Annotated in this window: 31 protein-coding genes; 19 read left to right on the forward strand and 12 right to left on the reverse strand. The window is 68.6% G+C overall.

Features of this window, described 5'->3' with window-relative positions:
- Positions 1-193 precede the first annotated feature (193 nt).
- Both ACFYXH_RS30985 and ACFYXH_RS30990 read left to right on the forward strand, forming a co-directional pair.
- Positions 194-403: a hypothetical protein gene (locus ACFYXH_RS30985; protein ID WP_389569812.1), complete on the forward strand. Its 210-nt coding sequence runs from the start codon at positions 194-196 to the stop codon at positions 401-403.
- The gene (locus ACFYXH_RS30990) at positions 400-777 is read left to right on the forward strand and encodes an ATP-binding protein (protein ID WP_389569815.1); all 378 of its coding nucleotides are present in this window, start codon (positions 400-402) and stop codon (positions 775-777) included. Before ACFYXH_RS30985 ends, ACFYXH_RS30990 begins: the two co-directional genes overlap by 4 nt.
- A 51-nt stretch (positions 778-828) precedes the next feature.
- Here the strand turns inward: ACFYXH_RS30990 and ACFYXH_RS30995 are convergent, their stop codons facing one another.
- The 5 genes from ACFYXH_RS30995 to rpmB all read right to left on the reverse strand — a co-directional run bounded on the left by ACFYXH_RS30995 (position 829) and on the right by rpmB (position 3,494).
- Positions 829-1,527 (reverse strand): hypothetical protein, encoded by a 699-nt coding sequence (locus ACFYXH_RS30995; RefSeq protein ID WP_389569818.1) that lies wholly within the window; start codon positions 1,525-1,527, stop codon positions 829-831.
- A 358-nt stretch (positions 1,528-1,885) separates the two neighbouring features.
- Positions 1,886-2,176: a DUF6355 family natural product biosynthesis protein gene (locus ACFYXH_RS31000; RefSeq protein WP_389569821.1), complete on the reverse strand. Its 291-nt coding sequence runs from the start codon at positions 2,174-2,176 to the stop codon at positions 1,886-1,888.
- 284 nt (positions 2,177-2,460) lie between these two features.
- Positions 2,461-2,913 carry a hypothetical protein gene (locus ACFYXH_RS31005; protein WP_389569824.1) on the reverse strand — a complete coding sequence of 151 codons (453 nt, stop codon included), beginning with the start codon at positions 2,911-2,913 and terminating at the stop codon, positions 2,461-2,463.
- A 39-nt stretch (positions 2,914-2,952) separates the two neighbouring features.
- A complete protein-coding gene (gene rpsN, locus ACFYXH_RS31010; protein WP_389569827.1) occupies positions 2,953-3,258 on the reverse strand; it encodes a 30S ribosomal protein S14 in 306 nt (101 codons plus the stop codon).
- A complete protein-coding gene (gene rpmB / locus ACFYXH_RS31015; RefSeq protein WP_324987944.1) occupies positions 3,258-3,494 on the reverse strand; it encodes a 50S ribosomal protein L28 in 237 nt (78 codons plus the stop codon). The genes rpsN and rpmB overlap by 1 nt, the downstream gene beginning before the upstream one ends.
- 67 nt (positions 3,495-3,561) lie before the next feature.
- Between rpmB and rpmG the strand changes: the two genes are divergently transcribed.
- The 5 genes from rpmG (at position 3,562) to ACFYXH_RS31040 (ending at position 5,889) form a co-directional block, all read left to right on the forward strand.
- Entirely contained in the window at positions 3,562-3,726 is a 165-nt protein-coding gene (gene rpmG / locus ACFYXH_RS31020) for a 50S ribosomal protein L33 (protein WP_327325245.1), read from the forward strand.
- Between the two features lie 22 nt (positions 3,727-3,748).
- Positions 3,749-3,997 carry a type B 50S ribosomal protein L31 gene (locus tag ACFYXH_RS31025; protein WP_389569831.1) on the forward strand — a complete coding sequence of 83 codons (249 nt, stop codon included), beginning with the start codon at positions 3,749-3,751 and terminating at the stop codon, positions 3,995-3,997.
- Entirely contained in the window at positions 3,997-5,142 is a 1,146-nt protein-coding gene (locus ACFYXH_RS31030) for a CobW family GTP-binding protein (RefSeq protein ID WP_389570048.1), read from the forward strand. The genes ACFYXH_RS31025 and ACFYXH_RS31030 overlap by 1 nt, the downstream gene beginning before the upstream one ends.
- Entirely contained in the window at positions 5,142-5,384 is a 243-nt protein-coding gene (rpsR, locus tag ACFYXH_RS31035) for a 30S ribosomal protein S18 (RefSeq protein WP_389569834.1), read from the forward strand. Before ACFYXH_RS31030 ends, rpsR begins: the two co-directional genes overlap by 1 nt.
- Before the next feature lie 262 nt (positions 5,385-5,646).
- Entirely contained in the window at positions 5,647-5,889 is a 243-nt protein-coding gene (locus ACFYXH_RS31040; RefSeq protein ID WP_327325248.1) for a DUF397 domain-containing protein, read from the forward strand.
- Positions 5,890-5,921: 32 nt separating this feature from the next.
- On the opposite strand, the gene ACFYXH_RS31045 is transcribed toward ACFYXH_RS31040, so the two are convergent.
- Positions 5,922-6,428 carry an ATP-binding protein gene (locus tag ACFYXH_RS31045; protein ID WP_389569837.1) on the reverse strand — a complete coding sequence of 169 codons (507 nt, stop codon included), beginning with the start codon at positions 6,426-6,428 and terminating at the stop codon, positions 5,922-5,924.
- 311 nt (positions 6,429-6,739) lie between these two features.
- On the opposite strand from ACFYXH_RS31045, the gene ACFYXH_RS31050 reads away from it, so the two are divergent.
- From ACFYXH_RS31050 to ACFYXH_RS31060, 3 genes are all read left to right on the forward strand, one after another.
- Positions 6,740-7,603 (forward strand): helix-turn-helix transcriptional regulator, encoded by an 864-nt coding sequence (locus tag ACFYXH_RS31050; RefSeq protein WP_362689250.1) that lies wholly within the window; start codon positions 6,740-6,742, stop codon positions 7,601-7,603.
- Between the two features lie 69 nt (positions 7,604-7,672).
- Positions 7,673-9,130 carry an aldehyde dehydrogenase family protein gene (locus tag ACFYXH_RS31055; protein ID WP_389569841.1) on the forward strand — a complete coding sequence of 486 codons (1,458 nt, stop codon included), beginning with the start codon at positions 7,673-7,675 and terminating at the stop codon, positions 9,128-9,130.
- A gap of 177 nt (positions 9,131-9,307) precedes the next feature.
- On the forward strand, positions 9,308-9,856 hold the full coding sequence (locus ACFYXH_RS31060; RefSeq protein WP_389569844.1) for a DinB family protein: 549 nt from the start codon (positions 9,308-9,310) through the stop codon (positions 9,854-9,856).
- On the opposite strand, the gene ACFYXH_RS31065 is transcribed toward ACFYXH_RS31060, so the two are convergent.
- Complete coding sequence (locus ACFYXH_RS31065) at positions 9,853-10,503, reverse strand: bleomycin resistance protein (RefSeq protein WP_389569847.1); 651 nt, start codon at positions 10,501-10,503, stop codon at positions 9,853-9,855. The genes ACFYXH_RS31060 and ACFYXH_RS31065 overlap by 4 nt on opposite strands.
- A gap of 40 nt (positions 10,504-10,543) precedes the next feature.
- Here ACFYXH_RS31065 and ACFYXH_RS31070 point away from each other — a divergent pair, with 40 nt between their 5' ends.
- The gene (locus tag ACFYXH_RS31070; RefSeq protein ID WP_389569850.1) at positions 10,544-11,185 is read left to right on the forward strand and encodes a PadR family transcriptional regulator; all 642 of its coding nucleotides are present in this window, start codon (positions 10,544-10,546) and stop codon (positions 11,183-11,185) included.
- Between the two features lie 126 nt (positions 11,186-11,311).
- Here the strand turns inward: ACFYXH_RS31070 and ACFYXH_RS31075 are convergent, their stop codons facing one another.
- The gene (locus ACFYXH_RS31075) at positions 11,312-12,733 is read right to left on the reverse strand and encodes a glutamate decarboxylase (protein WP_389569852.1); all 1,422 of its coding nucleotides are present in this window, start codon (positions 12,731-12,733) and stop codon (positions 11,312-11,314) included.
- A gap of 224 nt (positions 12,734-12,957) precedes the next feature.
- Here ACFYXH_RS31075 and ACFYXH_RS31080 point away from each other — a divergent pair, with 224 nt between their 5' ends.
- Complete coding sequence (locus ACFYXH_RS31080) at positions 12,958-13,716, forward strand: MerR family transcriptional regulator (protein WP_389569855.1); 759 nt, start codon at positions 12,958-12,960, stop codon at positions 13,714-13,716.
- Between the two features lie 73 nt (positions 13,717-13,789).
- On the opposite strand, the gene ACFYXH_RS31085 is transcribed toward ACFYXH_RS31080, so the two are convergent.
- The gene (locus ACFYXH_RS31085) at positions 13,790-14,155 is read right to left on the reverse strand and encodes a YbjQ family protein (RefSeq protein WP_389569857.1); all 366 of its coding nucleotides are present in this window, start codon (positions 14,153-14,155) and stop codon (positions 13,790-13,792) included.
- 184 nt (positions 14,156-14,339) lie between these two features.
- Here ACFYXH_RS31085 and ACFYXH_RS31090 point away from each other — a divergent pair, with 184 nt between their 5' ends.
- Entirely contained in the window at positions 14,340-15,035 is a 696-nt protein-coding gene (locus tag ACFYXH_RS31090) for a DedA family protein (protein WP_389569860.1), read from the forward strand.
- 84 nt (positions 15,036-15,119) lie between these two features.
- Here the strand turns inward: ACFYXH_RS31090 and ACFYXH_RS31095 are convergent, their stop codons facing one another.
- Positions 15,120-16,772, reverse strand: a complete 1,653-nt coding sequence (locus tag ACFYXH_RS31095; RefSeq protein WP_389569864.1) for a threonine/serine exporter ThrE family protein — start codon at positions 16,770-16,772, stop codon at positions 15,120-15,122.
- 171 nt (positions 16,773-16,943) lie between these two features.
- The gene (locus ACFYXH_RS31100; protein ID WP_108151010.1) at positions 16,944-17,438 is read right to left on the reverse strand and encodes an inorganic diphosphatase; all 495 of its coding nucleotides are present in this window, start codon (positions 17,436-17,438) and stop codon (positions 16,944-16,946) included.
- An 86-nt stretch (positions 17,439-17,524) separates the two neighbouring features.
- On the opposite strand from ACFYXH_RS31100, the gene dacB reads away from it, so the two are divergent.
- The 6 genes from dacB (at position 17,525) to folE (ending at position 24,908) form a co-directional block, all read left to right on the forward strand.
- On the forward strand, positions 17,525-18,928 hold the full coding sequence (gene dacB / locus ACFYXH_RS31105) for a D-alanyl-D-alanine carboxypeptidase/D-alanyl-D-alanine-endopeptidase (protein WP_389569867.1): 1,404 nt from the start codon (positions 17,525-17,527) through the stop codon (positions 18,926-18,928).
- A gap of 67 nt (positions 18,929-18,995) precedes the next feature.
- Positions 18,996-20,126 carry a zinc-dependent metalloprotease gene (locus tag ACFYXH_RS31110; protein ID WP_389569870.1) on the forward strand — a complete coding sequence of 377 codons (1,131 nt, stop codon included), beginning with the start codon at positions 18,996-18,998 and terminating at the stop codon, positions 20,124-20,126.
- Positions 20,127-20,313: 187 nt separating this feature from the next.
- Positions 20,314-21,390, forward strand: a complete 1,077-nt coding sequence (gene tilS, locus ACFYXH_RS31115; RefSeq protein ID WP_389569872.1) for a tRNA lysidine(34) synthetase TilS — start codon at positions 20,314-20,316, stop codon at positions 21,388-21,390.
- Positions 21,391-21,441: 51 nt separating this feature from the next.
- Entirely contained in the window at positions 21,442-21,981 is a 540-nt protein-coding gene (gene hpt, locus ACFYXH_RS31120; protein ID WP_389570051.1) for a hypoxanthine phosphoribosyltransferase, read from the forward strand.
- A 172-nt stretch (positions 21,982-22,153) separates the two neighbouring features.
- Entirely contained in the window at positions 22,154-24,184 is a 2,031-nt protein-coding gene (ftsH, locus tag ACFYXH_RS31125) for an ATP-dependent zinc metalloprotease FtsH (RefSeq protein WP_389569874.1), read from the forward strand.
- A 118-nt stretch (positions 24,185-24,302) separates the two neighbouring features.
- Positions 24,303-24,908, forward strand: a complete 606-nt coding sequence (gene folE, locus ACFYXH_RS31130; protein WP_327325265.1) for a GTP cyclohydrolase I FolE — start codon at positions 24,303-24,305, stop codon at positions 24,906-24,908.
- 94 nt (positions 24,909-25,002) lie between these two features.
- On the opposite strand, the gene ACFYXH_RS31135 is transcribed toward folE, so the two are convergent.
- Entirely contained in the window at positions 25,003-25,479 is a 477-nt protein-coding gene (locus ACFYXH_RS31135; RefSeq protein WP_389569877.1) for a DUF3180 domain-containing protein, read from the reverse strand.
- Positions 25,480-25,523 lie beyond the last annotated feature (44 nt).

Consider the following 25,523-nt stretch of genomic DNA (forward strand, 5'->3'; position numbering starts at 1 on the left):
CGCGATGAAGGCGGCCCAGATGCGGGCGGGGATCAGCGCGGGGATGCTCGCCGAGCCGTCAATGTCCTTGCGTGCGGCCATGGTTCACCGTTCCACGGCTCGCTCTGTCGAGCCCTGACCCCTTTCACGGCACGACGAACCGCGTCACTGTGTAAGCGGTTCGTCACACAGTGCACTGGAAAGGCATACGGGCATGAACGATCCCGCCCCGCACGACGTACACGACTGCGTTGAGCAACTCCGTACCGCACTGGCGGCCCTCGGCATCACCCTGCCCTCACTCGGCGTCGACCCCCTGACCTTCGCCGGCAGCAGCCCACCGAGCCTCGTGTCCCTCGGCAACTGCAACACGGCCACCGCCCGCGAGCTGGCCGCCGCCCTGCAGAAGGCGGCCGCGCAGTGAGGCTGGGGCGTCGGCTCGAGCTCGAACTGCTCGCCGTCCCGCAGGCGGTGGCCGCTCTGCGACAGAAAGTGCGGCAGCATCTTGGCAAGGAGTGTGTCGACGTACAGCTCTGCGTCAGTGAACTGCTCAGCAATGTGATCCTGCACCTCGGCGAGGGCACCCCGGTCACCCTCCGTGTCAGCGGCGCTGATGGCGGGCTCACCCGGGTCGAGGTCACCGACCCCGACCCGGGCGCCATACCCGTGCCCGCTCGGGCTGCCGACTACGACGAGTCGGGACGCGGCCTCGCCCTCCTGGACGCGGTCTCCCTGCGCTGGGGTGTGGTCCGGGGCGCGGACAGCAAGACGGTGTGGTGCGAGCTGGGCGACGCGTAGTCCAACGGCGCACCCCCTGCCCCGACCTGAGACAGGGCAGGGGGCCGTGGATCAGCGCTGCTGGACGAACGCCCGGCCGTCGTGGGCGTCGGCGGAGCAGGACTTCTTCTCCGCTGCGGTCATCTTGCGGCTCTTGACGACCACCGCGTTGCTCTTGCCGTCCGTGCCGTTCGGGGCCGGGCCGGTGACGGTGTCCTGCCAGAACCAGTAGTAGTGATCCCACTTGGGGCTGTCGTAGTGGGTCTGCCAGGTGCCGGAGACCTGCTGCATCACCTGGGCGCGGGAGATCCAGCCCACTTCACCGGGTTTGACCGTCATGCCCAGGGAGCTGCTCTCCGAGTGCGTGCTCGACCAGCTGTGGCTGTAGCTCGCCGTCACACTCAGGTCGATGATGCCCGCGATCTTGCCGCCCGCGGTGACCGAGACGCCGACCGAGTCGGTGGAGCCGACGGTGTCGCTCCAGGTCATGGACTGAGTGGCGTCCGACGTACTGCAGTTGAAGAGCGAGTCGGAGACCTGGCGGAACCCACCCAGGTACGCCTCGCCGAGCTGGGGGGAGTTGAAGGTGCACTTGCCCTCGCCCGAGGCGCAGTCCGCCGTGAGCTGCTGCCGTGTCGGCTGCTCCTCGGCGGCCGCGGACGGCGCGGCCGCCGCCGCTATCCCGCATGCTGCCACTGCTATGGCCAGTAGCCGGCCGCCGTGCCGCATGGCGCGGTTCATCGTCATCTTGGTGCCTTTCGCATTGTGCATTGGGGGGCCGGTGAACCGGACGACTCCGTACGGGAGTTGAGGGCCCCGGAGCGCTTCCGTGCTCACCGCCTGTGCATGCGAGGCTGTCCCAACAGCCTCCGCAGCCACACCAAGAGGAGGCAAAGTTGTAGTTGACGGTAAAACAGGCGGCTGCGTCGGCTTGGCCCGTGAGGAATTCTGTGCAGCGGCAGCGGCAGGAGCCGCGGATGCCGCCTCCCGGGGCTGAGCAACCGGCGCAGTGCGGGCGGAAGAAGCCCCGCCCGGCGCCGGCTGCCCCCCTGGCTAGGGTGGTGATCACGCGCATGAAGATCGGGACGGGCCCGGGACGCTGCACCCCGGGCCCGTAGTCATGCCGAGGTCAGCAGGTGCGCCCGACGTAATACGCACCTTGGATCTTGTCGGCCGATCCCAGCCAGGTGTCGCCGGGGGCCACGCACCGCTCGTAGTTGGGCCCGAACACCTCGACCTCGATGACTACGCGTGAGCCGTCGCTCGTGCAGTGGTTGTAGTGGGCGTCGCTGCTGGTCTTGTAGAACCCGCAGGGGTTCATCGCGGCCACTGGGCCGGGAGCGGCGGATGCCGCAGTGGGCAGACCGAGGACAAGAGCTGCAGCGCCGACAGCGGCCAACAGGGAACGGCGAACACGCATGGGAAGTCTCCTTCTTGAGAACGCGATGCCCGAGTACTGATCACTCGTGCACCTGGAGACCATTGCGCCAGTCGATCCGGGTAGTCACGCGATCTCGCTCGCACGAGTGAGGGAGTGCACTGGATCGAGTGCCGACCGTTTGGTCGCCGCCGGCAGAAGTTCGTCCTCCGCGGTGGTCCCGGGCCGGCCGACCCTGCGCCGTCGTGGCCGCGCGCTGGAGAGTGGCCGCACGACGACGGACCTCGGACCCGTGAAGGTCCGAGGCCCGTAACCGACGTCGTACGTCAGGGTGTCGGGATGCCTGTCGGCAGCCCCGTCGGCAGCTTGCCCGCCGCCGACTTGGACAGCGTGTCCTTCGCGCCCGCGTCCCACGAGATGACCAGCGTCTTGCCGTCGTTGGACTCGATCGTCCCCATCGTGCGGTCGGTGTTCCCGTCCGCGCACTTCAGCGACAGCATCTGCTTGCCCATGTCCGACACCTCGCCGGTGCAGGCGTGCCCGTCGGCCAGCAGCACCGCCTTCGTACCGGTGACGGCCAGGGACACGGCCTTGCTCTCGGTCACGCCTGCCCAGGCGCCCTCAATGTTCCCGCTCGCGGCGTCGCCTCCCCCGCCGGCCTGCGTCGGCGTGGTGGAGGGCTTGTCCTTGGCCGCGTCGTCGCTGCTGCCACAGCCGGTCAGCGCGAGAGCGGCGACAAGTCCCGCCGCGGCGACTGACCTACGTACGAGCTTGTGCACTTATCGGTCCCCCATGTCGGTTTGCAAGACCGCGCCAAGCTACCAGGAGGACTTGCGCACCCCTGGAAGGAATCCGGCGTGCGCCTGCTCACGAAGCCGCACCCGGGAAAGACCGAACTTCCGCAGATGCCCGCGGGGTCGGCCGTCCACACTGTCCCGGTTCCGCACCCGCGTGGCGCTCGCGTCGCGCGGCTGACGCCGCAACTCCGCGTGCGCGGAAAGCCGTTCGGACTCGCTCGTGCCCGGACGGCGGATGATCTCCTTCAACTCCGCCCGCCGCGCCGCGTATCGCTCCACGATCACCTTGCGCCGCTCATTACGGACAATCTTGCTCTTCTTCGCCATCAGACCTTCACCCCGCGGGCACGGATCCGGGCCACGGCCGCCTCGATGCCGATGGTGTCGACGGTCTTGATCGCACGGGCGCTCAGCGTCAGCCGGACATGGCGACCCTCGCTCGGCAGCCAGTAGCGCTTGCGCTGGATGTTGGGGTCGAAGCGGCGGGACGTGCGCCGGTGCGAGTGGGAGATGTTGTTGCCGAAGCCCGGCTGGGCGCCGGTCAGCTGGCAGTGCGCGGACACGGGTGATTCACCTCTCGTTGACTGGCCCCCATTTGGTAATGGAAACCATTTCCATATACTAGCCCTCATGGCCCGCAACGAACTCCGCCCGATCATCAAGCTCCGCTCCACGGCAGGCACCGGCTTCACCTATGTGACCCGTAAGAACCGCCGTAACGACCCCGACCGCATGACGCTGCGCAAGTACGACCCGGTCGTCGGCCGGCACGTCGATTTCCGCGAAGAGCGCTGACCCGCCGAGGAGGCCCACGACCATGAAGCCCGGAATCCATCCCGCGTACGGCCCCGTCGTCTTCCGCGACAAGGCGGCCGACTTCGCGTTCCTCACCCGCTCGACCGCCACCGGCGAGAAGACGGTCGAGTGGGCGGACGGCAACACCTATCCCGTCATCGATGTCGAGATCTCCTCGGCGAGCCACCCCTTCTATACGGGGACCGCGCGCGTGCTCGACACGGCCGGCCGCGTGGAGCGCTTCGAGCGCCGTTACGGAGGCCGGGGATGATGCAGCTGGCCGTCGCGCTCGTCGGCGGGCTGCACTCCGACGCCCGCAAGGCCGCCGTGGAGCGGCTGCTGGCCACCGTGCCGGGCAGTGTCGCGCTCCACCACGACCTCTCGACCGCCGTACAGGGCACGGTCGTCCGAACCGTCCGCGACGCGCGCGGCGTCCGCGACACCGGAGAGGCGCCGCTGGTCAACGACTGTGCCTGCTGCGCACTGCGCGAGGACCTGGTGCCCGAGCTGGAACGGCTCGCGGACGACGGGGCCACCCGGCTCGCGGTTGTGGAGCTCTGGGACTCGGTCGAGCCCAAGGCGATGGCCGAGGTCGTCGCGGCGCACGGCGGCGAACGGCTGGTCGTCACCGCGGTGATCACCGCCGTCGATCCGGCGCTGCTGCTGCCGTACCTCGGCAACGGCGACGACCTGATGGACGCCGGACTCGCAGCCGCCACCACCGACCAGCGCACCGTCGCCGACACCTGGGCCCGCCAGCTGGAGTACGCGCCGGTGCTCGCCGTCGTCGACAGTGAAGGCCCCGAGGGTGCTTCCGACGAGGACCGCGCCCTGCTGGCGCAGCTGCATCCGACCGCCCGCCAAGTGGCCGTCGAAGGGCCGGAATTGGCCGCCGCCGCGCTGGCCGGCTTCGACGTCGAGGCGGCCGCGGCCGCGCAGCATCCGGCCTGTGCGCTGCTGCCGCAGGACGCGGACGACTGTGGCGTCGGTACGTATGTCTGGCACCGCAGCCGCCCCTTCCACCCGGAGCGGCTCTACCGGGCGCTGGAGGACCTGACCTGCGCGGCGGCCCGCAGCCGAGGCCGGTTCTGGCTGGCCGACCGCCCGGACACTCTGCTGGCCTGGGATGCGGCGGGCGGCGCGCTCTGCGTGGAGAACGCGGGCCCCTGGCTCGCCTCGCTGCCGGACGCCGCCTGGGAGCTGGTGCCGCCGGTCCGCCGGGCCGCGGCCGCGCTGGACTGGCACCCCGAGCACGGTGACTGCTGCCAGCACCTGGTCTTCACCTCACCGGGCCTGGACCGCGACGGCCTGGCACAACTTCTCGAATCCTGCCTGTTGACCGATGCCGAGTACGCCGCGGGCCGCGAGGCCTGGAAGCGGCTGCCGCCCGCCTTCGACTCCCTCCTGGAGGTCTGATGTCCCCGCGCCGCCCCGAGCCGCGCAAGCCCGTCAAGTCCCGCCCCAACCCGCTGGACCACGCGGGGATCACCTATATCGACTACAAGGACACCGACCTGCTCAGAAAGTTCATCTCGGACCGCGGCAAGATCCGCAGCCGCCGGGTGACGCGGGTGAGTGCCCAGCAGCAGCGCCAACTGGCGCTGGCGATCAAGAATGCCCGGGAGATGGCACTGCTGCCGTACTCCTCCGCCCGCTGACGGGTCGACGACGACATCCCCGGGGGCCGGACGGCCGGCCTCCGGGGATGTCGGGTCGATCGATTACCTGAACATGGGAGCCGGAACGGCGCGGCACACGTCTCTTCCTTGTGTACGAAGGATTCGGCGCTGCGGGAGACGCTGGAGAAGCTGTAACCGAGGGACCACCCCGCGTGCACGTGCATCTGCTCATGCATTGGCATATGAACAGAGCTATGATCCGGGACAGTTGACCTATGCACCTTGTCCCCGGGAGCGACTCGTGCACCACGCGTACAACGGCATCGCGGCCACGGAGCTCCACGGGGTCGTCTGGCAGAAGAGCAGACACAGCAACTCCCAGGGCTCGTGCGTGGAGTTCGCCAAGTTGCCGGGCGGAGACGTGGCGATGCGCAACTCACGGCACCCCGACGGCCCCGCACTCGTATACACGCCTGCGGAGATAGAAGCGTTGCTTCTGGGAGTCAAAGACGGGGAGTTCGATCACCTGATCGTGGGGAGCTAGCCCGCCCGAAGGCGGGCCCGCTCAACCCGGCGCTAGCCCAGCAGGAACAGCGCCCAGACAACCTTTCCGTGCAGCGCCCCGGCGAGCGGGTGCCAGCCCCAGCTGTCGCTGAAGGAGTCCACCAGGAACAGACCGCGGCCCGACTCGGCCGCACCACTGGGGTCGGGAAAAGGGATGTCGTCGCTCTCGCCGGTCCCGGGACTGGCATGGCTGGGGTCGCGCACCGCACACACCAGCCGGCTCGTCCAGCGCATCAAGTGCAGCCGTACGGGCGGTTCCTGAACCTCCCGCGGAGTGTCCGCGGGCAGCGCGTGCCGCAGGGCGTTGGTGACGAGTTCGGAGACGACCAGCGCGACATCGTCGAATCTGTCGCTCAGATCCCACTGGCCGAGCGTCGCCTTGGTGAACTGCCGCGCTCCGCGCACCGCTTCATAGCGGGCGGGCAGGGCGCACGAGGCTGAGCTGGAAACCGCTGCGGGATCGATGGGGGGAAGCCCCTGCCGTAACGGCTCGAGCATGGTCGATCCATTCATCCCCATGCGAGGCACTCCCGGGAATCGCGGCTGTGACGCTACAAGACGAACGAGCACGCAGGTGCGCGAGGACCATGGTTCCGAATGCGTAGAGCAGATGCAAGGGCAGATGCACGTGCACGCGCCGGACCTGTCCGCTCCCGTGCCGGTTCTTGCTCATTTCTTCCTCCAATCTCTTTCGCCCCCTTCCCGAAGCCTTCTCATCTCCGTAATCGAATGAGTACGGGCTGAAGCGTTTTGGTGGCAGAATCCCGGGTCTCGGGGTTCGGGGGTGCTCCGTCAGGCATACCTATGAGGCGATGGGGAGGGTTGGGGTCGTGACCGCAGGCGAGTCGAGCGGTTCCGTGGTACGGCGCATCCTGTTGGGCTCACAGTTGAGGCGGCTGCGCGAATCGCGTGGCATCACCCGTGAGGCGGCTGGGTACTCCATTCGCGCATCCGAATCCAAGATCAGCCGCATGGAGTTGGGACGGGTGAGCTTCAAGGCGAGGGACGTCGAGGATCTGCTGACGCTCTACGGAGTCGCCGACGAAGCAGAACGAGGATCCCTGCTCGGCCTTGCGAAGGAGGCCAATGTCGCCGGCTGGTGGCACAGCTACGGCGATGTGCTGCCCGGCTGGTTTCAGACATATGTGGGGCTGGAAGGCGCCGCCTCACTCATCCGCATCTATGAAGTGCAGTTCGTGCACGGCCTGTTGCAGACCGAGGCGTACGCCCATGCCGTCGTCACCCGCGGCATCCCCGACGCGCCCCGGGCCGAGATCGACCGCCGGGTCTCGCTACGCCTCGAGCGCCAGAAGGTTCTCGTCTCCGAGCGCGCGCCGCGTTTCCATGCCGTGCTCGACGAGGCCGCGCTGCGCCGTCCGTACGGCGACCGGGCCGTGATGCAGGGCCAGTTGAGGCATCTCATCGAGATCTCCGAACAGCCGAACATCACACTGCAGGTGATGCCCTTCAGCTTCGGCGGGCACGCGGGCGAGAGCGGAGCCTTCACCATGCTGCGCTTCCCGGAGTCGGACCTCTCCGACATCGTCTATCTGGAGCAGCTCACCAGCGCCCTGTATCTCGACAAGCGCGAGGAGGTCGCTCAGTACGAACGGGTCATGCGGCGGCTGCAGGAGGACAGTCCGGATCCGGCCGAGAGCCGTGACCTTCTCCGTGGTCTTCTCCAACTCACCTGAAACGTCAGTACGATGACGTCACATCAGGCATCTGCCTCTGCAGTCTTCTGAGGTTAGGAATCGGATCACATGTCCTTCTTCACCGAGCTGGCCCACCAGTACATCGATGGCGAGTGGAGGCCGGGAAGCGGCTCCTGGGACATCATCGATTTCAACCCGTACGACGGCGAGAAGCTGGCCTCGATCCCGGTCGCCACCGCGGTGGAGGTGGACCAGGCCTACCGCGCCGCCGAGCGCGCGCAGGAGGGCTGGGCCGCGACCAATCCGTACACCCGCCGACTGGTCTTCGAGCGTGCTCTGCGGGTCATCGAGGACCGCGAGCAGGAGATCGCCGAGACGATCATCGCGGAGCTCGGCGGCACCCGTCTGAAGGCGGCCTTCGAGCTGCACCTCGCCAAGGAGTTCCTGCGCGAGGCGGTGCAGCTGGCGCTGCGGCCCGAGGGCCGGATCCTTCCTTCGCCGACCGATGGCAAGGAGAACCGCGTCTACCGCCTGCCGGTCGGCGTCGTGGGAGTCATCAGCCCCTTCAACTTCCCCTTCCTGCTGTCGATCAAGTCGGTCGCGCCGGCGCTGGCGCTCGGCAACGCCGTGGTGCTCAAGCCGCATCAGAACACCCCGATCTGCGGCGGATCCCTGGTGGCCAAGGTGTTCGAGGAGGCGGGCCTGCCGGCCGGTCTGCTGAATGTCGTCATCACCGATATAGCGGAGATTGGGGACGCGCTGATCGCGCACCCGGTGCCGAAGGCGATCTCCTTCACCGGCTCCGACAAGGTGGGGCAGCATGTCGCCACCGTCTGCGCGGCGAACTTCAAGCGAGCCATCCTCGAACTCGGCGGCAACAGCGCGCTGATCGTGCTCGACGACGCCGATCTCGACTACGCGGTGGACGCCGCGGTCTTCAGCCGCTTCGTGCACCAGGGCCAGGTCTGCATGGCGGCCAACCGCATCCTGGTGGACCGGACGGTGGAGAAGGAGTTCACCGAGAAGTTCGTCGCCAAGGTCAAGACACTGAAGGTCGGCGACCCGGCGGACCCGCAGACCCACATCGGCCCGCTCATCAACTCCACGCAGGCCGACGCGGTGACCTCGCTCGTCGAGCAGACGGTGGAGGGCGGCGCGACCGCGCTGCTGCGCGGGACCGCCGAGGGCAATCTGGTGGGTCCCTCGGTGCTGACCGACCTGGCGGACGACTCGCCGATCCTGTCGCAGGAGATATTCGGCCCGGTGGCGCTCATCGTGCCGTTCGACGGGGAGGACGAGGCGGTCAGGATCGCCAACGACACTCCGTACGGCTTGAGCGGCGCCGTGCACACCGGTGATGTCGAGCGCGGGGTACGGATCGCGCATCGGATCAACACCGGCATGATCCACATCAATGACAGCACTGTTCACGACGAGCCCATCGTCCCGTTCGGCGGCGAGAAGCACTCCGGCAGTGGGCGGCTGAACGGTGAATCGATGATCGAGGCGTTCACCACCCAGAAGTGGATCTCGGTGCAGCACGGCCGCTCGCAGTTCCCGTTCTGACCCTGGTGTCCAACCCCTCTGTCCAACCCCTCTGCCCAGCCCCTCTGTCCGACCCTGCTTCGACTTTGCGCCCACGGACCCTTGCGGACAGAACCTGACCGCAAGGGTCCGTAGCGTGAGTGGTGTCAGAAGGAGGGCGGACAGCCTCTCCGTGAAGCACCCGGAAGGGCGGACATCATGGTCACTCACGTTCCCGCAGAGGCCCACGGCGACGAGCGAGGCGCGCTCCTCTCCTTCGTCGAGGCGCAGCGCGGCGCGATCCGCCGCTCCGTACTCGGACTGACCGAGGGGCAGGCGGCGAGCCGCCCGAGCGCCGGCGAGCTCTCGCTCTCCGGACTGCTCAAGCATGTCGCGGAGACGGAGCTGAACTGGCTGCGGCTGGCGCAGCAGAAGCCGAACGAGAAGCAGCGCACCGAGGAGACCTGGGGCGACAGCTTCCGTCTCGTCGAGGACGAGACGGTTCCCGGGATGCTGGCCTTCTGGGCCGAAGTGGCCAAGGAGACCGCCGAGTTCATCCACTCCGTGCCCAGTCTGAACGACACCTTCCCGCTGCCCCCGCAGCCCTGGTTCCCCAAGGACGGTGCGGTGTCGATGCGCTGGCTGCTGCTGCACCTGGTGGAGGAGATCGGCCGGCACGCGGGCCACGCGGACATCGTCCGTGAGTCGCTGGACGGCAAGACCGCCTTCGAGCTGGTGGCCCTGGAGAGTGGCCAGGACTGGGGTTAGGACTCCCCGGCTTCCACCGTGGCGGCCCGTGCACGCAGACGGGCCGCCGTGTCGTCGTCGTGGAGCTGTTCGGCGACGTCCGCCCGCAGCGCGAGGAGTTGGACGAGCTGTACGGCGGTGGGCTGCTCGTCCTCCAGGCCCAGCACTCGGTCCAGGATCTTCGCGGCGCCCGCCGGATCGTCCTTGGAGTCGGCGAAGAGTGTCGCCATGTGCAGAGCACGCGCGAAGGTCTCCCGGGGAGCCGGCCGGTGGTGCTGGTCCTCGGTGATCTGCTTCCCGACGCGGATGCAGTTGCCGCCAGGGTCGGTCATCAGAAACTGGCGCACCCCGTAGCTCATGTCCTTGAGCGTCCCGATGCGCGGCAGACCGCGCGTCGGGATCTTTCCGTACGCTGCCTTCAGACCGGCGCGGAAGGACTCGTACAGCGCGTCCACCTCGTCCGTGGCGACGTAGCAGGTGCTGAAAGATCCGGCGGGGTCGTACTTCTTCATCCCGAAGAACTGCAGCTGGATGCCGCCGCGCTCGACGACGGCGTACGGATTGGGGCTCTTCTGCTGGAAGGTCACCTCGAAGCCGAGCGCGGTGTAGAAGTCGAGCACCGGCTGGAGGGTCTGGCACGGCAGGATCGGAATCGTCTTCTCGGCCATGCCAGCTACTCTAGTCAAAGTTGAATAGAAAGGTACGCGGATGTCTGCGATCCGGCTGCTCGTCCTCGGAGCCGTACGCCAGCACGGGCGGGCGCACGGTTACCAGGTCCGCAACGACCTGGAGTACTGGGGCGCGCATGAGTGGTCCAACGCCAAGCCCGGCTCGATCTATCACGCGCTGAAGCAGATGGCGAAGCAAGGGCTGCTGCACGCTCATGAGATCGCTCCGTCCACGGCCGGCGGGCCGCCGCGTACCGAGTACGAGATCACCGAGAAGGGCGCCGAGGAGTACTTCGCGCTGCTGCGCGAGTCGCTGACGTCCTACGACCAGAAGATGGACGTGCTCTCGGCGGGGATCGGCTTCATCGTCGATCTGAAGCGGGAGGAGGCCGTGGCGCTGCTCAAGGAGCGCGTGCGCGGACTCCAGGAGTGGCGGTCCTCCGTGACGGACTACTACACACCCGAGGACGGCCCCGAGTCGATCGGGCACATCGGCGAGATCATGAATATGTGGGTCTCCTCGGCGGACTCGGGTGCGGAGTGGACGCAGGGCCTGATCCGGCGGATCGAGGGCGGGGCGTACACCTTCGCGGGGGAGGGCGAGCCGTTTGTGGGGGTGCTCGCCGAGGGCGAGGAGAACCCGTACGCGACGGGCGAGCCGCATGAGGAGGATCAGAGCTGATCAGGTCTGCTCCATCGGGACCCTCGTCCCGTCGTGGACCTTCGTCCCGTCGTGGACCTTCGTCCCGTCGTGGACCTGGGCGCGTCGCCCGGCCGGCTCGGCCGCTGACACCAAAACCGGCGGAAGTCAGTGGTGGAAGGCTGTCGCCGCCGCCGTGTACTTGCTCATGGGGTGGGGCTGGCGGCGCAGTTCCGGCATCAGCGTCCGCAGGTCTTCGAGCAGCAGCTCGCTGAGGTCGGCCGAGAAGCCGTTGCGGCAAACCATCCGCAGCACCGAGAGATCCTCGCGGTTCGCCGGGAAGGTGTACGCGGGCACCAGCCAGCCGTGCTCGCGCAGCCGTCGCGAGACGTCGAAGACATCGAAGTTCTGCACGTCCGGTGCGGTGGTCAGGGCGAACACGGGCAACTGGTCGCCACGGGTGAGGAGTTGGAAATCACCCAGGGCCGCGATCTCGTCCGCGAGCCCGAGGGCGACATCGCGGGTCGTCTGCTGGACGGCCCGGTAACCCTCGCGCCCCAGCCGCAGGAACGTGTAGTACTGCGCCACGACCTGCGCGCCGGGCCGGGAGAAGTTGAGGGCGAAGGTGGGCATGTCGCCGCCCAGATAGTTGACCCGGAAGACCAGCTCCTCGGGCAGCTCGGCTGACGAGCGCCACAGCGCCCAGCCGACGCCGGGATAGACCAGGCCGTACTTGTGCCCGGAGGTGTTGATGGAGGAGACCCGCGGCAGCCGGAAGTCCCAGACCAGCTCCTCGTCGATGAAGGGCGCGATCATCGCGCCGGACGCGCCGTCGACATGGACGGGGATGTCCAGGCCGGTGCGCTCCTGGAGGGCGTCCAGGGCCGCGCAGACCTCGGCGACCGGTTCGTACGACCCGTCGAAGGTCGAGCCGAGCACGGTCACGACGCCGATGGTGTTCTCGTCGCAGAGATCGGCGGCGGCCTGCGGGTCGAGGTGGAAGCGGTCGCCCTCCATGGGCACGAGCCGCGGCTCGACCTCCCAGAAGTTGCAGAACTTGTCCCAGCAGACCTGGACGTTGATGCCCATGACGAGATTCGGCCGGGCGGTGGCGGGGTAGCGGTCGCTGTTGCGCTGCGTCCAGCGGCGCTTGAGGGCCATCCCGGCGAGCATGCAGGCCTCGCTGGAGCCGGTGGTCGAGCAGCCGACCACGGCACCGGGGTCCGGGGCGCACCAGAGGTCGGCGAGCATGGCCACACAGCGCCGCTCCAGTTCGGCCGTGCGGGGATACTCGTCCTTGTCGATCATGTTCTTGTCCCGGCACTCTCCCATCAGCACCCCGGCCTGCGGCTCCATCCAGGTGGTGACGAAGGTGGCGAGGTTGAGCCGGGAGTTGCCGTCGAGCATCAGCTCGTCATGGACCAGCCGGTACGCGGTCGACGGCGGCATCGGACCGTCGGGAAGCCGGTGCCTGGGCGGGGCCAGGGTCATTCCACTGACCGGGTCGGCCTCCCCGAAGAACGGGTTGAGCGCGAGCCGGCGCCGCTCCTGCTCGTCGGGGGAGTCGCTTGCGCCCTTGTGGAGTGGCATCCGTCGCTCTGCCTTCCTCGGTCCGTATGAGTTCATCGGTCCGTATGAGTTCTCGCGCGATGAGTTCACGTGCCGCGCTGAGTTCAAGCGCGAGGATACGGACAAAGCGGACTGATAGCTCGTCGGGCGGCGATGAGGCTGCGTCGCACTTTTGGGCTTGCACCTCACGTGACGTGAGGACTCAGGCTGAGGCGCGTACCGAGAAACGAAGGGAGCGGAAAGCGATGGGCTACTCCGTGGGACAGGTCGCCGGTTTCGCCGGAGTGACGGTGCGCACACTGCATCACTACGACGAGATCGGACTGCTCTCCCCGAGCGGCCGCAGCACTGCGGGCCACCGGCGTTACGACGACGCCGACCTCGACCGGCTGCAGCAGATCCTGTTCTACCGGGAGCTCGGCTTCCCGCTCGAGGAGGTCGCGGCGCTGCTCGACGACCCGGATGCGGACCCGCAGGAACACCTGCGCCGGCAGCACGAGCTGCTGTCCGCCCGGATCACCAAGTTGCAGCAGATGGCCGCCGCCGTCGAACAAGCCATGGAGGCGAAGAAGATGGGCATCAACCTCACGCCCGAGGAGAGGTTCGAGGTCTTCGGGGACAAGGACCCCGAGCAGTACGCGGAGGAGGCCGAGCAGCGCTGGGGCGGCACCGCGGCCTACGCCGAGTCGCAGCGGCGGGCCGCGGGCTACACCAAGGACGACTGGAAGCGCATGCAGGCCGAGGTGGCCGACTGGGGCGCGCGCTACGACGCCCTGATGGCGGACGGCGAGCCGTCGACCGGTGAGCGGGCCATGGACCTGGCCGAGGAGCACCGGCAGCACATCACCAAGTGGTTCTACGAGTGCACCTACGAGTTCCACACGTGCCTCGGCGAGATGTATGTGTCGGACGAACGGTTCCGCGCCTTCTACGACTCCACCCGGCCCGGTCTCGCCGTCCATCTGCGTGACGCGATCCTCGCCAACGCGGTGCGCAACAGCTGAGTGATTCCTGTAGGTGGGTGATTCCTGGTCCGGATTCGGGCCCGTCCGGTCCGGATTCGGGTCCCTCCAGGGCTCAGGTACGGGCCAGGATCACCGCCGTACCGTATGCACAGACCTCCGTGCCCACATCCGCCGCTTCCGTCACATCGAAGCGGAACATCAGCACCGCGTTCGCGCCGCGCGACCGCGCCTGCTCGACGAGCCGCTCCATCGCCTGGTTGCGGGTCTCGACCAAGGTCTTGGTCAGCCCCTTCAGCTCGCCGCCGATCATCGACTTGAGGCCCGCGCCGATCTGGCTGCCCAGATGCCGCGAGCGCACCGTCAGACCGAATACCTCGCCGATGACCTTCTGCACCTGGAATCCGGGTACGTCGTTCGTGGTGACGACCAGCACGTCGGACTGCAGGCCCTGTCCGCCGCCGTAATCCTCGATACCCATCTGCGTCCACCTTCCGTACCGCTGCCGTCCGGGGCTTGTGACGCACAGCTTTGTCCCAGTCCGCGCACAGTGCATCCTGAACAGGCAGATGGAACGTGGAGGTGCCCGAAGGCGTTGATACCTTTGGGCGGCCGACCACGCCGATCGCCGATCGACCGACTATCGACTCAGGAGCCCGGACCTCGTGACCACCCTTGCGCTCGGACCGAGCTGGCTGGACCCGGACTATCTGATCGGGACTTTCGGCCTCATCGGTGTCCTGGTCATCGTCTTCGCCGAGTCCGGCCTGCTCATCGGCTTCTTCCTGCCAGGTGACTCGCTGCTGTTCACCACCGGCCTGCTGGTGACGACCGGGAGCCTGAACAGCCTTCCGCTGTGGGCGGTGTGCGCCTTGGTGGTGCTTGCCGCGGTCGTCGGTGACCAAGTCGGCTATCTCTTCGGCCGAAAGGTCGGCCCCTCTCTCTTCAAGCGCCCCGACTCCAAGCTCTTCAAGCAGGAGAACGTGGAGAAGGCGCACGAATTCTTCGAGAAGTACGGCCCCAAGTCGCTGGTGCTGGCCCGCTTCGTGCCCATCGTGCGGACCTTCACGCCGATCATCGCCGGTGTGAGCCGGATGAACTACCGCTCGTTCATCACCTTCAACATCATCGGCGGCACGCTCTGGGGCGCGGGTGTCACCCTGCTCGGCGCCGCGCTCGGCAACGTCGAGTTCGTCCACAAGAACATCGAAGCGATGCTGATCCTGATCGTGCTGCTCTCGGTCGTCCCGATCGGGATCGAGTTCCTGCGGGCCCGCTCCAAGAACAAGAAGGAAGCCGCCGCTGCCGGACCGGCCGCCGAGGTGCCGTCGGCCCAGCGCGGCCGCCACGCCAAGCGCTGACCCCTTCCCGCCGGGAAGGTCCGGCAGTTCCCTCCGGAGGGTCCAGCAGTTCCGCCGGCGGGTCCCGAAGTTCCCGCCGGAGGTCTAGAAGCCGCGTGTCCGCTTGGCCGCGCGGCGCCCGGCCGGCCCCTCGGTGACCGGTACCCGCAGGAACAGCCGGGAGATCTCCCCACCCAGGTTCACCCCGATCGCGATGGCCAGCGCCAGCGCCGCCGCCTTGGACAGTGAGGCGAGGCCCGCGTTGAGGTCGTTCCTGGCAATCTCCAGCAGCCCGAAGTACGTCGCGCTACCCGGCAGCAGCGGCCCGATCGCAGCGGTGACGTACGGCAGCGCGGACGCGAACCGGTAGCGCGAGAGCATCTGCCCGAACAGGCCCACCAGACCGGCCGCGACGGCCGTCGCGGCGACCGGCGGTGCACCCGCGGTGTCCGCCAGCGCCCCGTACACCACCCAGGCCACTCCACCGTTGAGCGCCGCCAGCAGCACTGTGTTGCGCTCCTGCTGCAGCAGTACGGCGAAGCAGAGCGACAGCGCCATCGCCGCCAGCGTCTGGATCTCCGGCCGCTCCACGCTGTGGATGGCGGTCTCCGGGTTGAGGCCCGCGTCCAGCGCGACGCCCAGATAGAGCACCATCAGCACGCCGACGACGATGCCGACGACGAGATAGCCGACCTCGAGCAGCCGGGCGGCCGCGGTGATGTAGAAGCCCGTCAGACCGTCCTGCACACCGGCGACGAGAGCCCTTCCCGGGATCAGCGCGAAGAGTCCACCGGTGATCACCGCGGAGGCGCGTACCTCCAGCGGCGAGAGCGTCAGGGCAACACCCATCGCGGCCGGCGGCATGGCCGCGACGACGAACTGGTAGAACTCCGGCAGCCCGCGTCCCGCGCACAGCCAGGCCAGCCGGTCGCCGAGCACCGCGCCGATCGCCGCCGCCAGGAACACCACCACATCACCGCCGACCAGCACGGATGCCGCGCCGGCCAGCAGACCGCCGGACGCGGTGAGCGCCCAGCCCGGATACGGGTGCCGGTTACGCCGGATCTCCGCAAGCCGCCGGTAGGCCTCCTCCAGGGAGATCTCCATCTCCTCGGAGCTGATGTCGTGGACGAGGCGGTAGACGGCCGCCAGCCGGGTGTAGTCGGTGCCACGCCGCCGCACCGTCCGGTTCGCCGTCACCGGATCGTCGACCAGCGAGGGCTGGTACGTGATCGACAGCAGGGTGAAGGTGACGGTCGGCTCGCAGCGGTCCAGGCCGTACGAACGCGAGATGGCGAACATGGCGGCCTCGACGTCCTCCGCGCCCTCGCCTCCCGCGAGCAGCAGTTCGCCGATACGGAGCGTCAGGTCCAGCACGCGGGGAACGGCGGGACCGCCCTCGTCGTGCTTCTGCACCGCCTCGGGAACCGGCCGTTCGCCCACCGGCATCCGCAGCATCGCCCGCATCCGGTCCTGCCAGGGCCCGTCCTTGGTGAGCCGGACCGCGGGGACGCCGTGCGCGGGGGTGAAGGCGGGCGGTGAGTCCTTGGCGCTGTAGGTGCGGGGCGGGGCGAAGGCAGAACCCTCCGGCTCGGCCGGAGCTTCGGTGCCGATCCCGGCCGGAACGGCGAACTCCGAGGATGGATGGTCCTCCTCGGGCGCTTCCGGCTGTCCCACCCCCGCCGGTGGGGTGAAGGCGCTGTGCGCCTCGTCGGACTGAGGCTTCCGGTCTTCCGGACCCTCCGGCTCCGCCACCACGTGCTGTCCTCGCTCCCTCTCGTGTCGCCGTGTCAGCTCAGTATGGGCACGGACACCTGGCCACACGAACGACGGGCGGTACACCCCGGAGGGTGTACCGCCCGTACGAGCAGCTCAGCGGCGTATCAGTACGCGCTCAGCGCCGGCTCAGTGAGCCCGTCCAGCGGGAGCTCAGTGAGCCCCGCCCTGCGCCTCGAGGCGCTTGTAGGAGGCCTCGATCTCCGCCTCGGCCTCGGTGCGGCCGACCCAGTTCGCACCCTCGACGGACTTGCCGGGCTCCAGGTCCTTGTAGACCTCGAAGAAGTGCTGGATCTCCAGGCGGTCGAACTCGGACACGTGGTGGATGTCGCGCAGGTGCTCCACTCGCGGGTCGGAGGCCGGCACGCACAGCAGCTTGTCGTCGCCGCCTGCCTCGTCCGTCATCCGGAACATTCCGATGGCGCGGCACTTGATGAGGCAGCCGGGGAAGGTCGGCTCGTCAAGGATGACCAGCGCGTCCAGCGGGTCGCCGTCCTCGCCGAGAGTGTTCTCGACGAAGCCGTAGTCGGCCGGGTAGCTGGTCGAGGTGAAGAGTCGACGGTCCAGGCGGATCCGACCGGTCTCGTGGTCCACCTCGTACTTGTTCCGCGAACCCTTCGGGATCTCGATGGTGACGTCGAACTCCACGGGTGGCTCCTCCATGATCAACACATACGTCTGGTGGTTAAGTGTCCCTCACGCAGGTGTGTGATCGCGAAAGGGGCTGGTGCGAGGTGCCAGAGGTCAGGACGTGGCAGTTCGCTGCGGGCGCCGCCGTGGTCGGCCTCGCCCTCGCTGCCGGGGCGGTGGCCGCGGCCGGTCCTTGGGACTCCGGCCAGCGTAAGGCCGAGAGGCAGCGGGTGGCTGCCCAGAGCGACGCGGGTGGCGCACATCACGAGGTCCGCAGGCCGAAGCGGCCGGCGCCCGCGCCCAGCGCCCCCGGAGTGCTCGCCGCGCTCGGCGCTCCGGCGACCGCGCCCGCGACGGCCCCGGCGACCGCACCCGCCGGGCTCGCGAAGCTGCTCGCGCCGCTCCTCGGCGACCCCGGCCTCGGAGCGGTCCATACGGCCTCGGTCGTTGATGTGGCGACCGGCAGGCAGCTGTACGGGAAGGGGGCCGCGGATCCGATGACACCGGCCTCCACCATCAAGATCGCCACCTCGGTCGCGGCGCTGTCGGCGCTCGGCCCCGACCACCGCATCCCCACCACGGTCGTCGCGTCCAAGGACGGCAAGACGCTCACCTTGGTCGGCGGCGGCGACGCGAGCCTCGACAGGGCCGGTCTGGGCAGGCTCGCCGACCGGACGGCACGTGCCCTGCGCGACCGTGGGACCACCACGGTCCGCCTCACGTACGACACTTCGCTCTACGCGGGCCCCGGGCAGCACCCCATCGGCCCCAACGGGAACATCGCCCAGGTCAGCGCGCTGATGGTCGGCGAGGGCCGGATCGACGACAGGACCACCGGCAACGCCGGGCGCACCGGGGACCCGGCGGGTGACGCGGCCCGCGCCTTCGGGCGCCTGCTGTCCGAGCGCGGCATCAACACCTCCGCGGAGCCCGCTTCCGGCCGGCCCGCCGCCGGTTCGGTCCCTCTCGCCAAGGTCCTCTCCGGACCGCTCTCGGCGCTGGTCGAGCGGGCGCTGACCAACAGCGACAACGACATCGCCGAAGCACTTGCCCGCCAGACCGCGATCGCGACGGGCGAGGAGGTGAGCTTCGACGGGGCCGCGCGTGCCGTCACCAAGCAACTCGCCAAACTGAAGCTCCCGTTGACCGGCGCGCACTTCGCCGACGGCAGCGGTCTGAGCCGCGACGACAAACTCTCCGCGAGCCTGCTGACCGCGCTGCTGACCCGCGCCGCCGACCCGGCCCACCCCGAATTGCGCCCGGTCCTGACCGGCCTCCCGGTCGCCGGCTTCAGCGGCACGCTGCAGACCCGCTACGGCGCCACCTCGCCCGGCACCGGCCTGGTGCGCGCCAAGACCGGCACCCTGAGGGGCGTCAACGCCCTGGCAGGCACGGTCGTCGCCCCGGACGGACGCCTCCTCGCCTTCGCTTTCCTGGCAGGGAGCACCCCGTCCGCGGAGGCCGCCCAGCCCGCTCTGGACCGGCTGGCCGCCGCACTGGCTTCGTGACGTACCCGGCGAATCGGCCGGTTCCAACACCTGACCGCCGCCGGAGCCGACAACGTACGGTTGACGCATGACGAGCATCGGTGGTGTCGAGATGGTCGACTGGAACCTCGCTGTGGCGACCGCAACCCGCTTCGTGCGGCCGGGCCCCGACGTGAGCCGGGACGAGGCGCGTGCCGTCGTCGCCGAGCTGCGCAGGCATGCCAAATCCTCTGAAGAGCATGTGCGGGCCTTCACCCGGATGATCCCCGAAGGCCATGAGCCGCAGGACACCCCCGTCCTCGTCGTGGACCGGGCGGGCTGGGTCAAGGCGAACGTCGCGGGCTTCCGCGAGCTGCTGAAGCCGCTGCTGGACAAGATGCAGGAGCGCCGCTCCGGCAGCCCGGGAGGCGCACTGGTCGGCGCGGTCGGCGGCAAGGTGACCGGCGTCGAGCTGGGCATGCTGCTGTCGTTCCTGGCCTCGCGGGTCCTCGGACAGTACGAGACCTTCGCCCCCGCCACCCGCGAGCTGCCCGCCGGTCAGGACGGTGGCGGGCGGCTGCTCCTTGTCGCCCCGAACATCGTCCATGTCGAGCGTGAACTCGAGGTCGAACCGCACGACTTCAGGCTCTGGGTCTGCCTGCACGAGGAGACCCACCGCACGCAGTTCACCGGCGTGCCGTGGCTTCGGGACCATCTCGAGGGCGAGATCCAGTCATTTCTCGGCGAGACCGAGGTCGACCCGATGACCGTTCTGGAGCGGTTCCGGGAGGCCGCCCAGTCGCTCTCCGGCGCCCGCCCCGAGGGCGAGGAGGACGAGGGCGGCCGCTCCATCGTCGAGCTGGTGCAGACCCCCGCCCAGCGCGAGATCCTCAGTCGGCTGACCGCCGTGATGTCGCTGCTGGAAGGCCATGCGGACTTCGTGATGGACGGCGTCGGACCTGATGTCGTGCCGTCCGTCGCCGAGATCCGGGAGAAGTTCCAGCAGCGCAGGGCCCGTGGCGCGAGCCGTCTCGACCAGGCGTTGCGCAAGCTCCTGGGGCTCGACGCCAAGCTGCGTCAGTACCGCGACGGCGAGCGCTTTGTTCGCTCCGTGGTCGATGAGGTCGGTATGGATGGATTCAACCGGGTCTGGACGTCCCCGAACACCCTCCCCACCAAGGCGGAGATCGCCAAACCGGCGGACTGGGTCGCGAGGGTGCACCGTAAAACAGAGTCGTGAGCGGGAGGCGTCCGACGGCAGAAGGACGCCCCCCTAATCACCCATCCGAGGGACCGTAGGCAATGGGTAGGCGTGCAATGCTCGGGTATCGGCCCGGTTCTGTCACCATCAACGCACTCTGAGTGACTGAATCTTCCGTCCCGACTCCGACCGAGGCACCCCCCAACTTTCACGAAGGGCACCGGACATGGGTCCCCATCCTGCGGTCGCGGCGATACGCCTGGCGGTCCGCCGCGTACTCCACGACGTACTCACCGAACACTGCGAACGTGTCTCGCGCTCCGTGGGCCACGCGGCTCCCGCGCACTCCTCCTCCGCGACCTCCCCCCTCCACACCGCGCCCTCAGGCGAGCAGCCGCTCGTCCTTGTGGCGTGCTCAGGCGGCGCCGACTCCATGGCCCTCGCCTCCGCCCTCGCCTTCGAGGCCCGCAAACTCTCCGTCCGGGCCGGCGGCATCACCGTCGACCACGGCCTCCAGGACGGCTCCGACCTCCGCGCCGCCGAAGTCGCCGCACGGCTCACCGCGATGCAGCTCGACCCCGTCGAAGCCATCGCCGTACGAGTCGGCCGCGAGGGCGGCCCCGAGGCCGCGGCCCGCGATGCCCGCTACGCCGCCCTCGACGACGCCGCAGAGTGCCACGGCGCCGCGGCCGTTCTGCTCGGCCACACCCGCGATGATCAAGCTGAAACCGTCCTGCTGGGCCTCGCCCGCGGCTCCGGCATCCGTTCGCTCTCCGGAATGGCGGCCGTCTCGGGGGCGGCGGGCCGTTACCGTCGCCCCTTCCTCCAGCTCGACCGGCAGACCGCCCGCAAGGCCTGCATGGTCCAGTCGCTGCCCGTCTGGGACGACCCGCACAACGCCGACCCGGCCTACACCCGCTCGCGGCTGCGCCACGAGGGCCTGCCCGCCCTGGAGAAGGCGCTCGGCAAGGGCGTCGTCGAGGCCCTGGCCCGTACCGCTCAGCTCTCCCGCGACGATGCGGACGCCCTGGACACCTGGGCCGCCGACGTGGACTCCTCCGTACGCGACGACGCCGGGCGGCTCGAGTGCGCGAAGCTCTACGCGCTGCCGCCCGCCGTCCGCCGCCGGGTGCTGCGCCGGGCCGCCATCGAGGCCGGTGCGCCGGCCGGTTCGCTCTTCGCCCGGCACGTCGAGGAAGTCGACCGGCTGATCACGAGCTGGCGCGGTCAGGGAGCCATCAATCTGCCGGGGCGCGTCGAGGCGCGGCGGCAGGGTGGCAGACTGGTCATCCGGCAAGGCTGACGCAGCTGCAGCGAATGCACAACGAAAGTGACCCGGGTGAACGAGAAGGACATGGGCATCGACCTCCAGTCGGTGCTCATCACCAAGGAAGAGATCGACGCGAAGCTGGCTGAACTGGCTGCGAAGATCGACGCGGAGTACGCGGGCAAGGACCTGCTCATCGTCGGTGTCCTCAAGGGCGCCGTGATGGTGATGGCGGACCTGGCGCGTGCGCTGTCCACCCCCGTCACGATGGACTGGATGGCGGTGTCGTCCTACGGCGCGGGCACCCAGTCCTCGGGCGTGGTCCGGATCCTCAAGGACCTGGACACCGACATCAAGGGCAAGCACGTCCTCATCGTCGAGGACATCATCGACTCCGGCCTCACGCTCTCGTGGCTGTTGTCGAACCTCGGTTCGCGCGAGCCGGCCTCGCTCGAGGTCTGCACTCTGCTGCGTAAGCCGGATGCCGCAAAGGTGGCGATCGACGTGAAGTGGATCGGCTTCGACATCCCGAATGAGTTCGTTATCGGGTATGGGCTGGATTACGCAGAGAAGTACCGCAATCTGCCATTCGTCGGCACACTCGCGCCGCACGTCTACGGCGGCTGACCCCGCCGGGAACCTCAGCCCCCTTCTCGCCGTTGGAGCATGGGAGGGCGGGTTTGTCAGCCGTACCGTGCGGTCGCGGTGACGATGCTGGGGTACCGTCCGAAGAACAGTCTTTTCTCACAGCAGCATTTACCTACGGGCAGGAGGGACGGGGCGATTTCGCTCCGTATGGATGGACGTGAAGCGATACTTCCGTGGGCCGGTCATGTGGATCGTGCTGGCCGTCCTCGCCGTGGTCGTGTTGATGCAGGTCGTCGGCTCGTCCGGCGGCTACAAGACGGTGGACACTGGCGAGGTCGTCCAGGCGATCGACAAGAACCAGGTCGACCAGGTCAAGCTGACCACCGGCGACGAACAGATCATCAAGGTGGATCTGAAGGACGGCCAGAAGGTCAAGGGCAGCGACAAGATCCAGGCCAGCTATATCGGCACCCAGGGTGCTGATCTTGCGACCACTCTGCAGAAGAAGTACGAAGCGGGCGACATCGGGAAGGGTTACACCGTCTCGCCGTCGAAGCAGAGCCCGTTCGTCTCGGTGCTGCTCTCGCTGCTGCCCTTCGTCCTGATCGTCGTGGTCTTCCTGTTCCTGATGAATCAGATGCAGGGCGGCGGCTCCCGAGTCATGAACTTCGGGAAGTCCAAGGCCAAGCTGATCACCAAGGACACTCCGAAGACGACCTTCGCCGATGTGGCGGGGGCCGACGAGGCCGTCGAGGAGCTCCACGAGATCAAGGAGTTCCTGCAGGAGCCGGCCAAGTTCCAGGCGGTCGGCGCCAAGATCCCGAAGGGTGTGCTGCTGTACGGCCCGCCCGGTACGGGCAAGACGCTGCTCGCTCGCGCCGTCGCGGGCGAGGCGGGCGTCCCCTTCTACTCGATCTCGGGTTCCGACTTCGTCGAGATGTTCGTCGGCGTCGGTGCCTCCCGAGTGCGTGACCTCTTCGAGCAGGCCAAGGCGAACGCCCCGGCGATCGTCTTCGTCGACGAGATCGACGCCGTCGGCCGGCACCGCGGTGCGGGTCTCGGCGGTGGCCACGACGAGCGCGAGCAGACGCTGAACCAGCTGCTCGTCGAGATGGACGGCTTCGACGTGAAGGGCGGCGTCATCCTGATCGCCGCCACCAACCGGCCGGACATCCTCGACCCGGCGCTGCTGCGCCCGGGCCGGTTCGACCGGCAGATCGCCGTAGACCGTCCCGATATGCAAGGCCGTCTGGAGATCCTCAAGGTTCACCAGAAGGGCAAGCCGGTCGCCCCGGACGTCGACCTGGGCGCTGTCGCCCGTCGTACGCCCGGCTTCACCGGCGCGGACCTGTCGAACGTGCTGAACGAAGCCGCGCTGCTCACCGCACGCGGCGACAAGAAGCTGGTCGACAACCACGCCCTGGACGAGGCGATCGACCGCGTCGTGGCGGGCCCGCAGAAGCGGACCCGGATCATGTCGGACAAGGAAAAGAAGATCACCGCGTACCACGAGGGCGGTCACGCCCTGGTCGCGGCGGCCTCACCGAACTCCGACCCGGTCCACAAGATCACGATCCTCTCCCGTGGCCGCGCGCTCGGCTACACCATGGTCCTGCCGGACGAGGACAAGTACTCCACCACGCGCAACGAAATGCTCGATCAACTGGCGTACATGCTGGGCGGGCGCGCGGCCGAGGAGCTCGTCTTCCACGACCCGACCACCGGTGCGGCCAACGACATCGAGAAGGCCACGACCACCGCCCGTGCGATGGTCACGCAGTACGGCATGACCGAGCGGCTGGGCGCGATCAAGTTCGGTGGCGACAACACCGAGCCGTTCCTGGGCCGTGAGATGGGTCACCAGCGCGACTACTCGGAAGAGGTCGCCGCGCTGGTCGACGAAGAGGTCAAGAAGCTCATCGAGACCGCGCACAACGAGGCCTGGGAGATCCTCGTCGAGAACCGCGACGTTCTCGACAACCTGGTCCTCCAGCTGCTGGAGAAGGAGACTCTCGGCAAGGAGCAGATCGCCGAGATCTTCGCGCCCATCGTGCGGCGCCCGGCCCGCCCTGCGTGGACCGGCTCCTCGCGGCGTACGCCGTCCACGCGGCCACCGGTGCTCTCGCCGAAGGAGCTGGCGCTGACCAACGGCGCCGTCGGCTCCAACGGCTCCAACGGCGCGCAGCCGACGGATGCCGCTCCGGCCGTCGAGGCGGTCCCGGAGGAGCGTCCGGAAGGCTGACCCTGCCGTCGCTCCGGTCACACGGGGCCCGGAATGAATGCCGCGCCCCCCAGGTTTTAGCCTGGGGGGCGCGGCATTCTTGTATGCACGCACGCGAAAGCACAGGAACGAGGCACAGATGACCGACCCGGTGACGCTGGACGGCGAAGGCACGATCGGCGAATTCGACGAGAAGCGGGCCGAGAACGCCGTACGCGAGCTCCTCATCGCGGTCGGGGAAGACCCGGACCGCGAGGGCCTGCGAGAGACGCCGGGCCGCGTGGCGCGCGCGTACAGGGAGCTCCTGGCCGGCCTGTGGCAGGAGCCCGAAGAGGTCCTGACGACGACGTTCGACCTGGGGCACGACGAGATGGTCCTGGTGAAGGACATTGAAATCGTATCTCTGTGCGAACATCACCTGCTGCCGTTCCATGGAGTTGCCCACGTCGGCTACATCCCGGCCGACACGGGCAAGATCACGGGCCTGTCGAAGCTGGCCCGCCTCGTCGACGTGTTTGCCCGTCGGCCGCAGGTGCAGGAGCGACTCACCACGCAGATCGCGGACTCGCTGATGCGCATCCTCGAGGCGCGTGGCGCGATCGTGGTCATCGAGGCGGAGCACATGTGCATGTCGGTCCGAGGCATCCGCAAGCCCGGCGCCAAGACGACCACGTCGGCGGTGCGCGGCCAGCTGCGTGACTCCACCACGCGCTCCGAGGCGATGAGCCTGATACTGGCGCGATAGCTGGATTGTCGGTGGTGCCCGATCCGGTCCTTGATCAGCGGAGTTGATCGGTGATCAAGGGGGATCGCGATGGGGTACGGGCTATGCGCGCCGCTTACACCGGGGCCGCGTTTTCGTCGTCGTCCTCCGGGAGTTTGCAGACCCGCTCCAAGAAGAACGCCGCCGCGATCACGCCGATGCCCGCCACCACCGAGAAGCCCGCGTAGATCGCCTGGTCCCGGCGGGCCGGGATGTCGAGGGAGCCCAGCAGGAACACGCCCGTGCCGCCGTACATCCCGCAGACCAGCGCCGCCACCAGTGCGCTCGCCTGGCCGAAGACCACCGCGCGCGCCGCCATCAGCGGCTCCACGCCCTTCGCGCCGGGGCGCCGCTCGCGCTGAGCCTTCAGGCGGGCGCGGAGCGAGAGCGCGGTCGCGGTGAGGACGACCGCGATCACCGCCAGCACGATCGGCGCGGCCAGCGGCACGCTCGGCAGTGTGCCGAACGATTCCCAGAGCCGGGCGCCGCCCCAGCTCAGTACTCCGGCCACGATGAAGAGACCGGCCAGTACCCCGAGCCGCAGTTGCTTCACCCAGCGCCCCTCATCTGTTTGTCGTGTGCCGTACGGATCCGAAG

It is taken from the genome of Streptomyces sp. NPDC002730, assembly GCF_042888805.1.
GTDB lineage: Bacteria > Actinomycetota > Actinomycetes > Streptomycetales > Streptomycetaceae > Streptomyces.

Coding starts and splice junctions, on each gene's coding strand:
- ACFYXH_RS30985 (WP_389569812.1), top strand. CDS start 194: ATGAACGATCCCGCCCCGCACGACGTACACGACTGCGTTGAGCAACTC.
- ACFYXH_RS30995 (WP_389569818.1), bottom strand. CDS start 1,527: ATGCACAATGCGAAAGGCACCAAGATGACGATGAACCGCGCCATGCGG.
- ACFYXH_RS31000 (WP_389569821.1), bottom strand. CDS start 2,176: ATGCGTGTTCGCCGTTCCCTGTTGGCCGCTGTCGGCGCTGCAGCTCTT.
- rpsN (WP_389569827.1), bottom strand. CDS start 3,258: ATGGCGAAGAAGAGCAAGATTGTCCGTAATGAGCGGCGCAAGGTGATC.
- rpmG (WP_327325245.1), top strand. CDS start 3,562: ATGGCCCGCAACGAACTCCGCCCGATCATCAAGCTCCGCTCCACGGCA.
- ACFYXH_RS31025 (WP_389569831.1), top strand. CDS start 3,749: ATGAAGCCCGGAATCCATCCCGCGTACGGCCCCGTCGTCTTCCGCGAC.
- ACFYXH_RS31030 (WP_389570048.1), top strand. CDS start 3,997: ATGCAGCTGGCCGTCGCGCTCGTCGGCGGGCTGCACTCCGACGCCCGC.
- rpsR (WP_389569834.1), top strand. CDS start 5,142: ATGTCCCCGCGCCGCCCCGAGCCGCGCAAGCCCGTCAAGTCCCGCCCC.
- ACFYXH_RS31045 (WP_389569837.1), bottom strand. CDS start 6,428: ATGGGGATGAATGGATCGACCATGCTCGAGCCGTTACGGCAGGGGCTT.
- ACFYXH_RS31055 (WP_389569841.1), top strand. CDS start 7,673: ATGTCCTTCTTCACCGAGCTGGCCCACCAGTACATCGATGGCGAGTGG.
- ACFYXH_RS31060 (WP_389569844.1), top strand. CDS start 9,308: ATGGTCACTCACGTTCCCGCAGAGGCCCACGGCGACGAGCGAGGCGCG.
- ACFYXH_RS31065 (WP_389569847.1), bottom strand. CDS start 10,503: ATGGCCGAGAAGACGATTCCGATCCTGCCGTGCCAGACCCTCCAGCCG.
- ACFYXH_RS31070 (WP_389569850.1), top strand. CDS start 10,544: ATGTCTGCGATCCGGCTGCTCGTCCTCGGAGCCGTACGCCAGCACGGG.
- ACFYXH_RS31075 (WP_389569852.1), bottom strand. CDS start 12,733: ATGCCACTCCACAAGGGCGCAAGCGACTCCCCCGACGAGCAGGAGCGG.
- ACFYXH_RS31080 (WP_389569855.1), top strand. CDS start 12,958: ATGGGCTACTCCGTGGGACAGGTCGCCGGTTTCGCCGGAGTGACGGTG.
- ACFYXH_RS31085 (WP_389569857.1), bottom strand. CDS start 14,155: ATGGGTATCGAGGATTACGGCGGCGGACAGGGCCTGCAGTCCGACGTG.
- ACFYXH_RS31110 (WP_389569870.1), top strand. CDS start 18,996: ATGACGAGCATCGGTGGTGTCGAGATGGTCGACTGGAACCTCGCTGTG.
- tilS (WP_389569872.1), top strand. CDS start 20,314: ATGGGTCCCCATCCTGCGGTCGCGGCGATACGCCTGGCGGTCCGCCGC.
- hpt (WP_389570051.1), top strand. CDS start 21,442: ATGGGCATCGACCTCCAGTCGGTGCTCATCACCAAGGAAGAGATCGAC.
- ftsH (WP_389569874.1), top strand. CDS start 22,154: ATGGACGTGAAGCGATACTTCCGTGGGCCGGTCATGTGGATCGTGCTG.
- folE (WP_327325265.1), top strand. CDS start 24,303: ATGACCGACCCGGTGACGCTGGACGGCGAAGGCACGATCGGCGAATTC.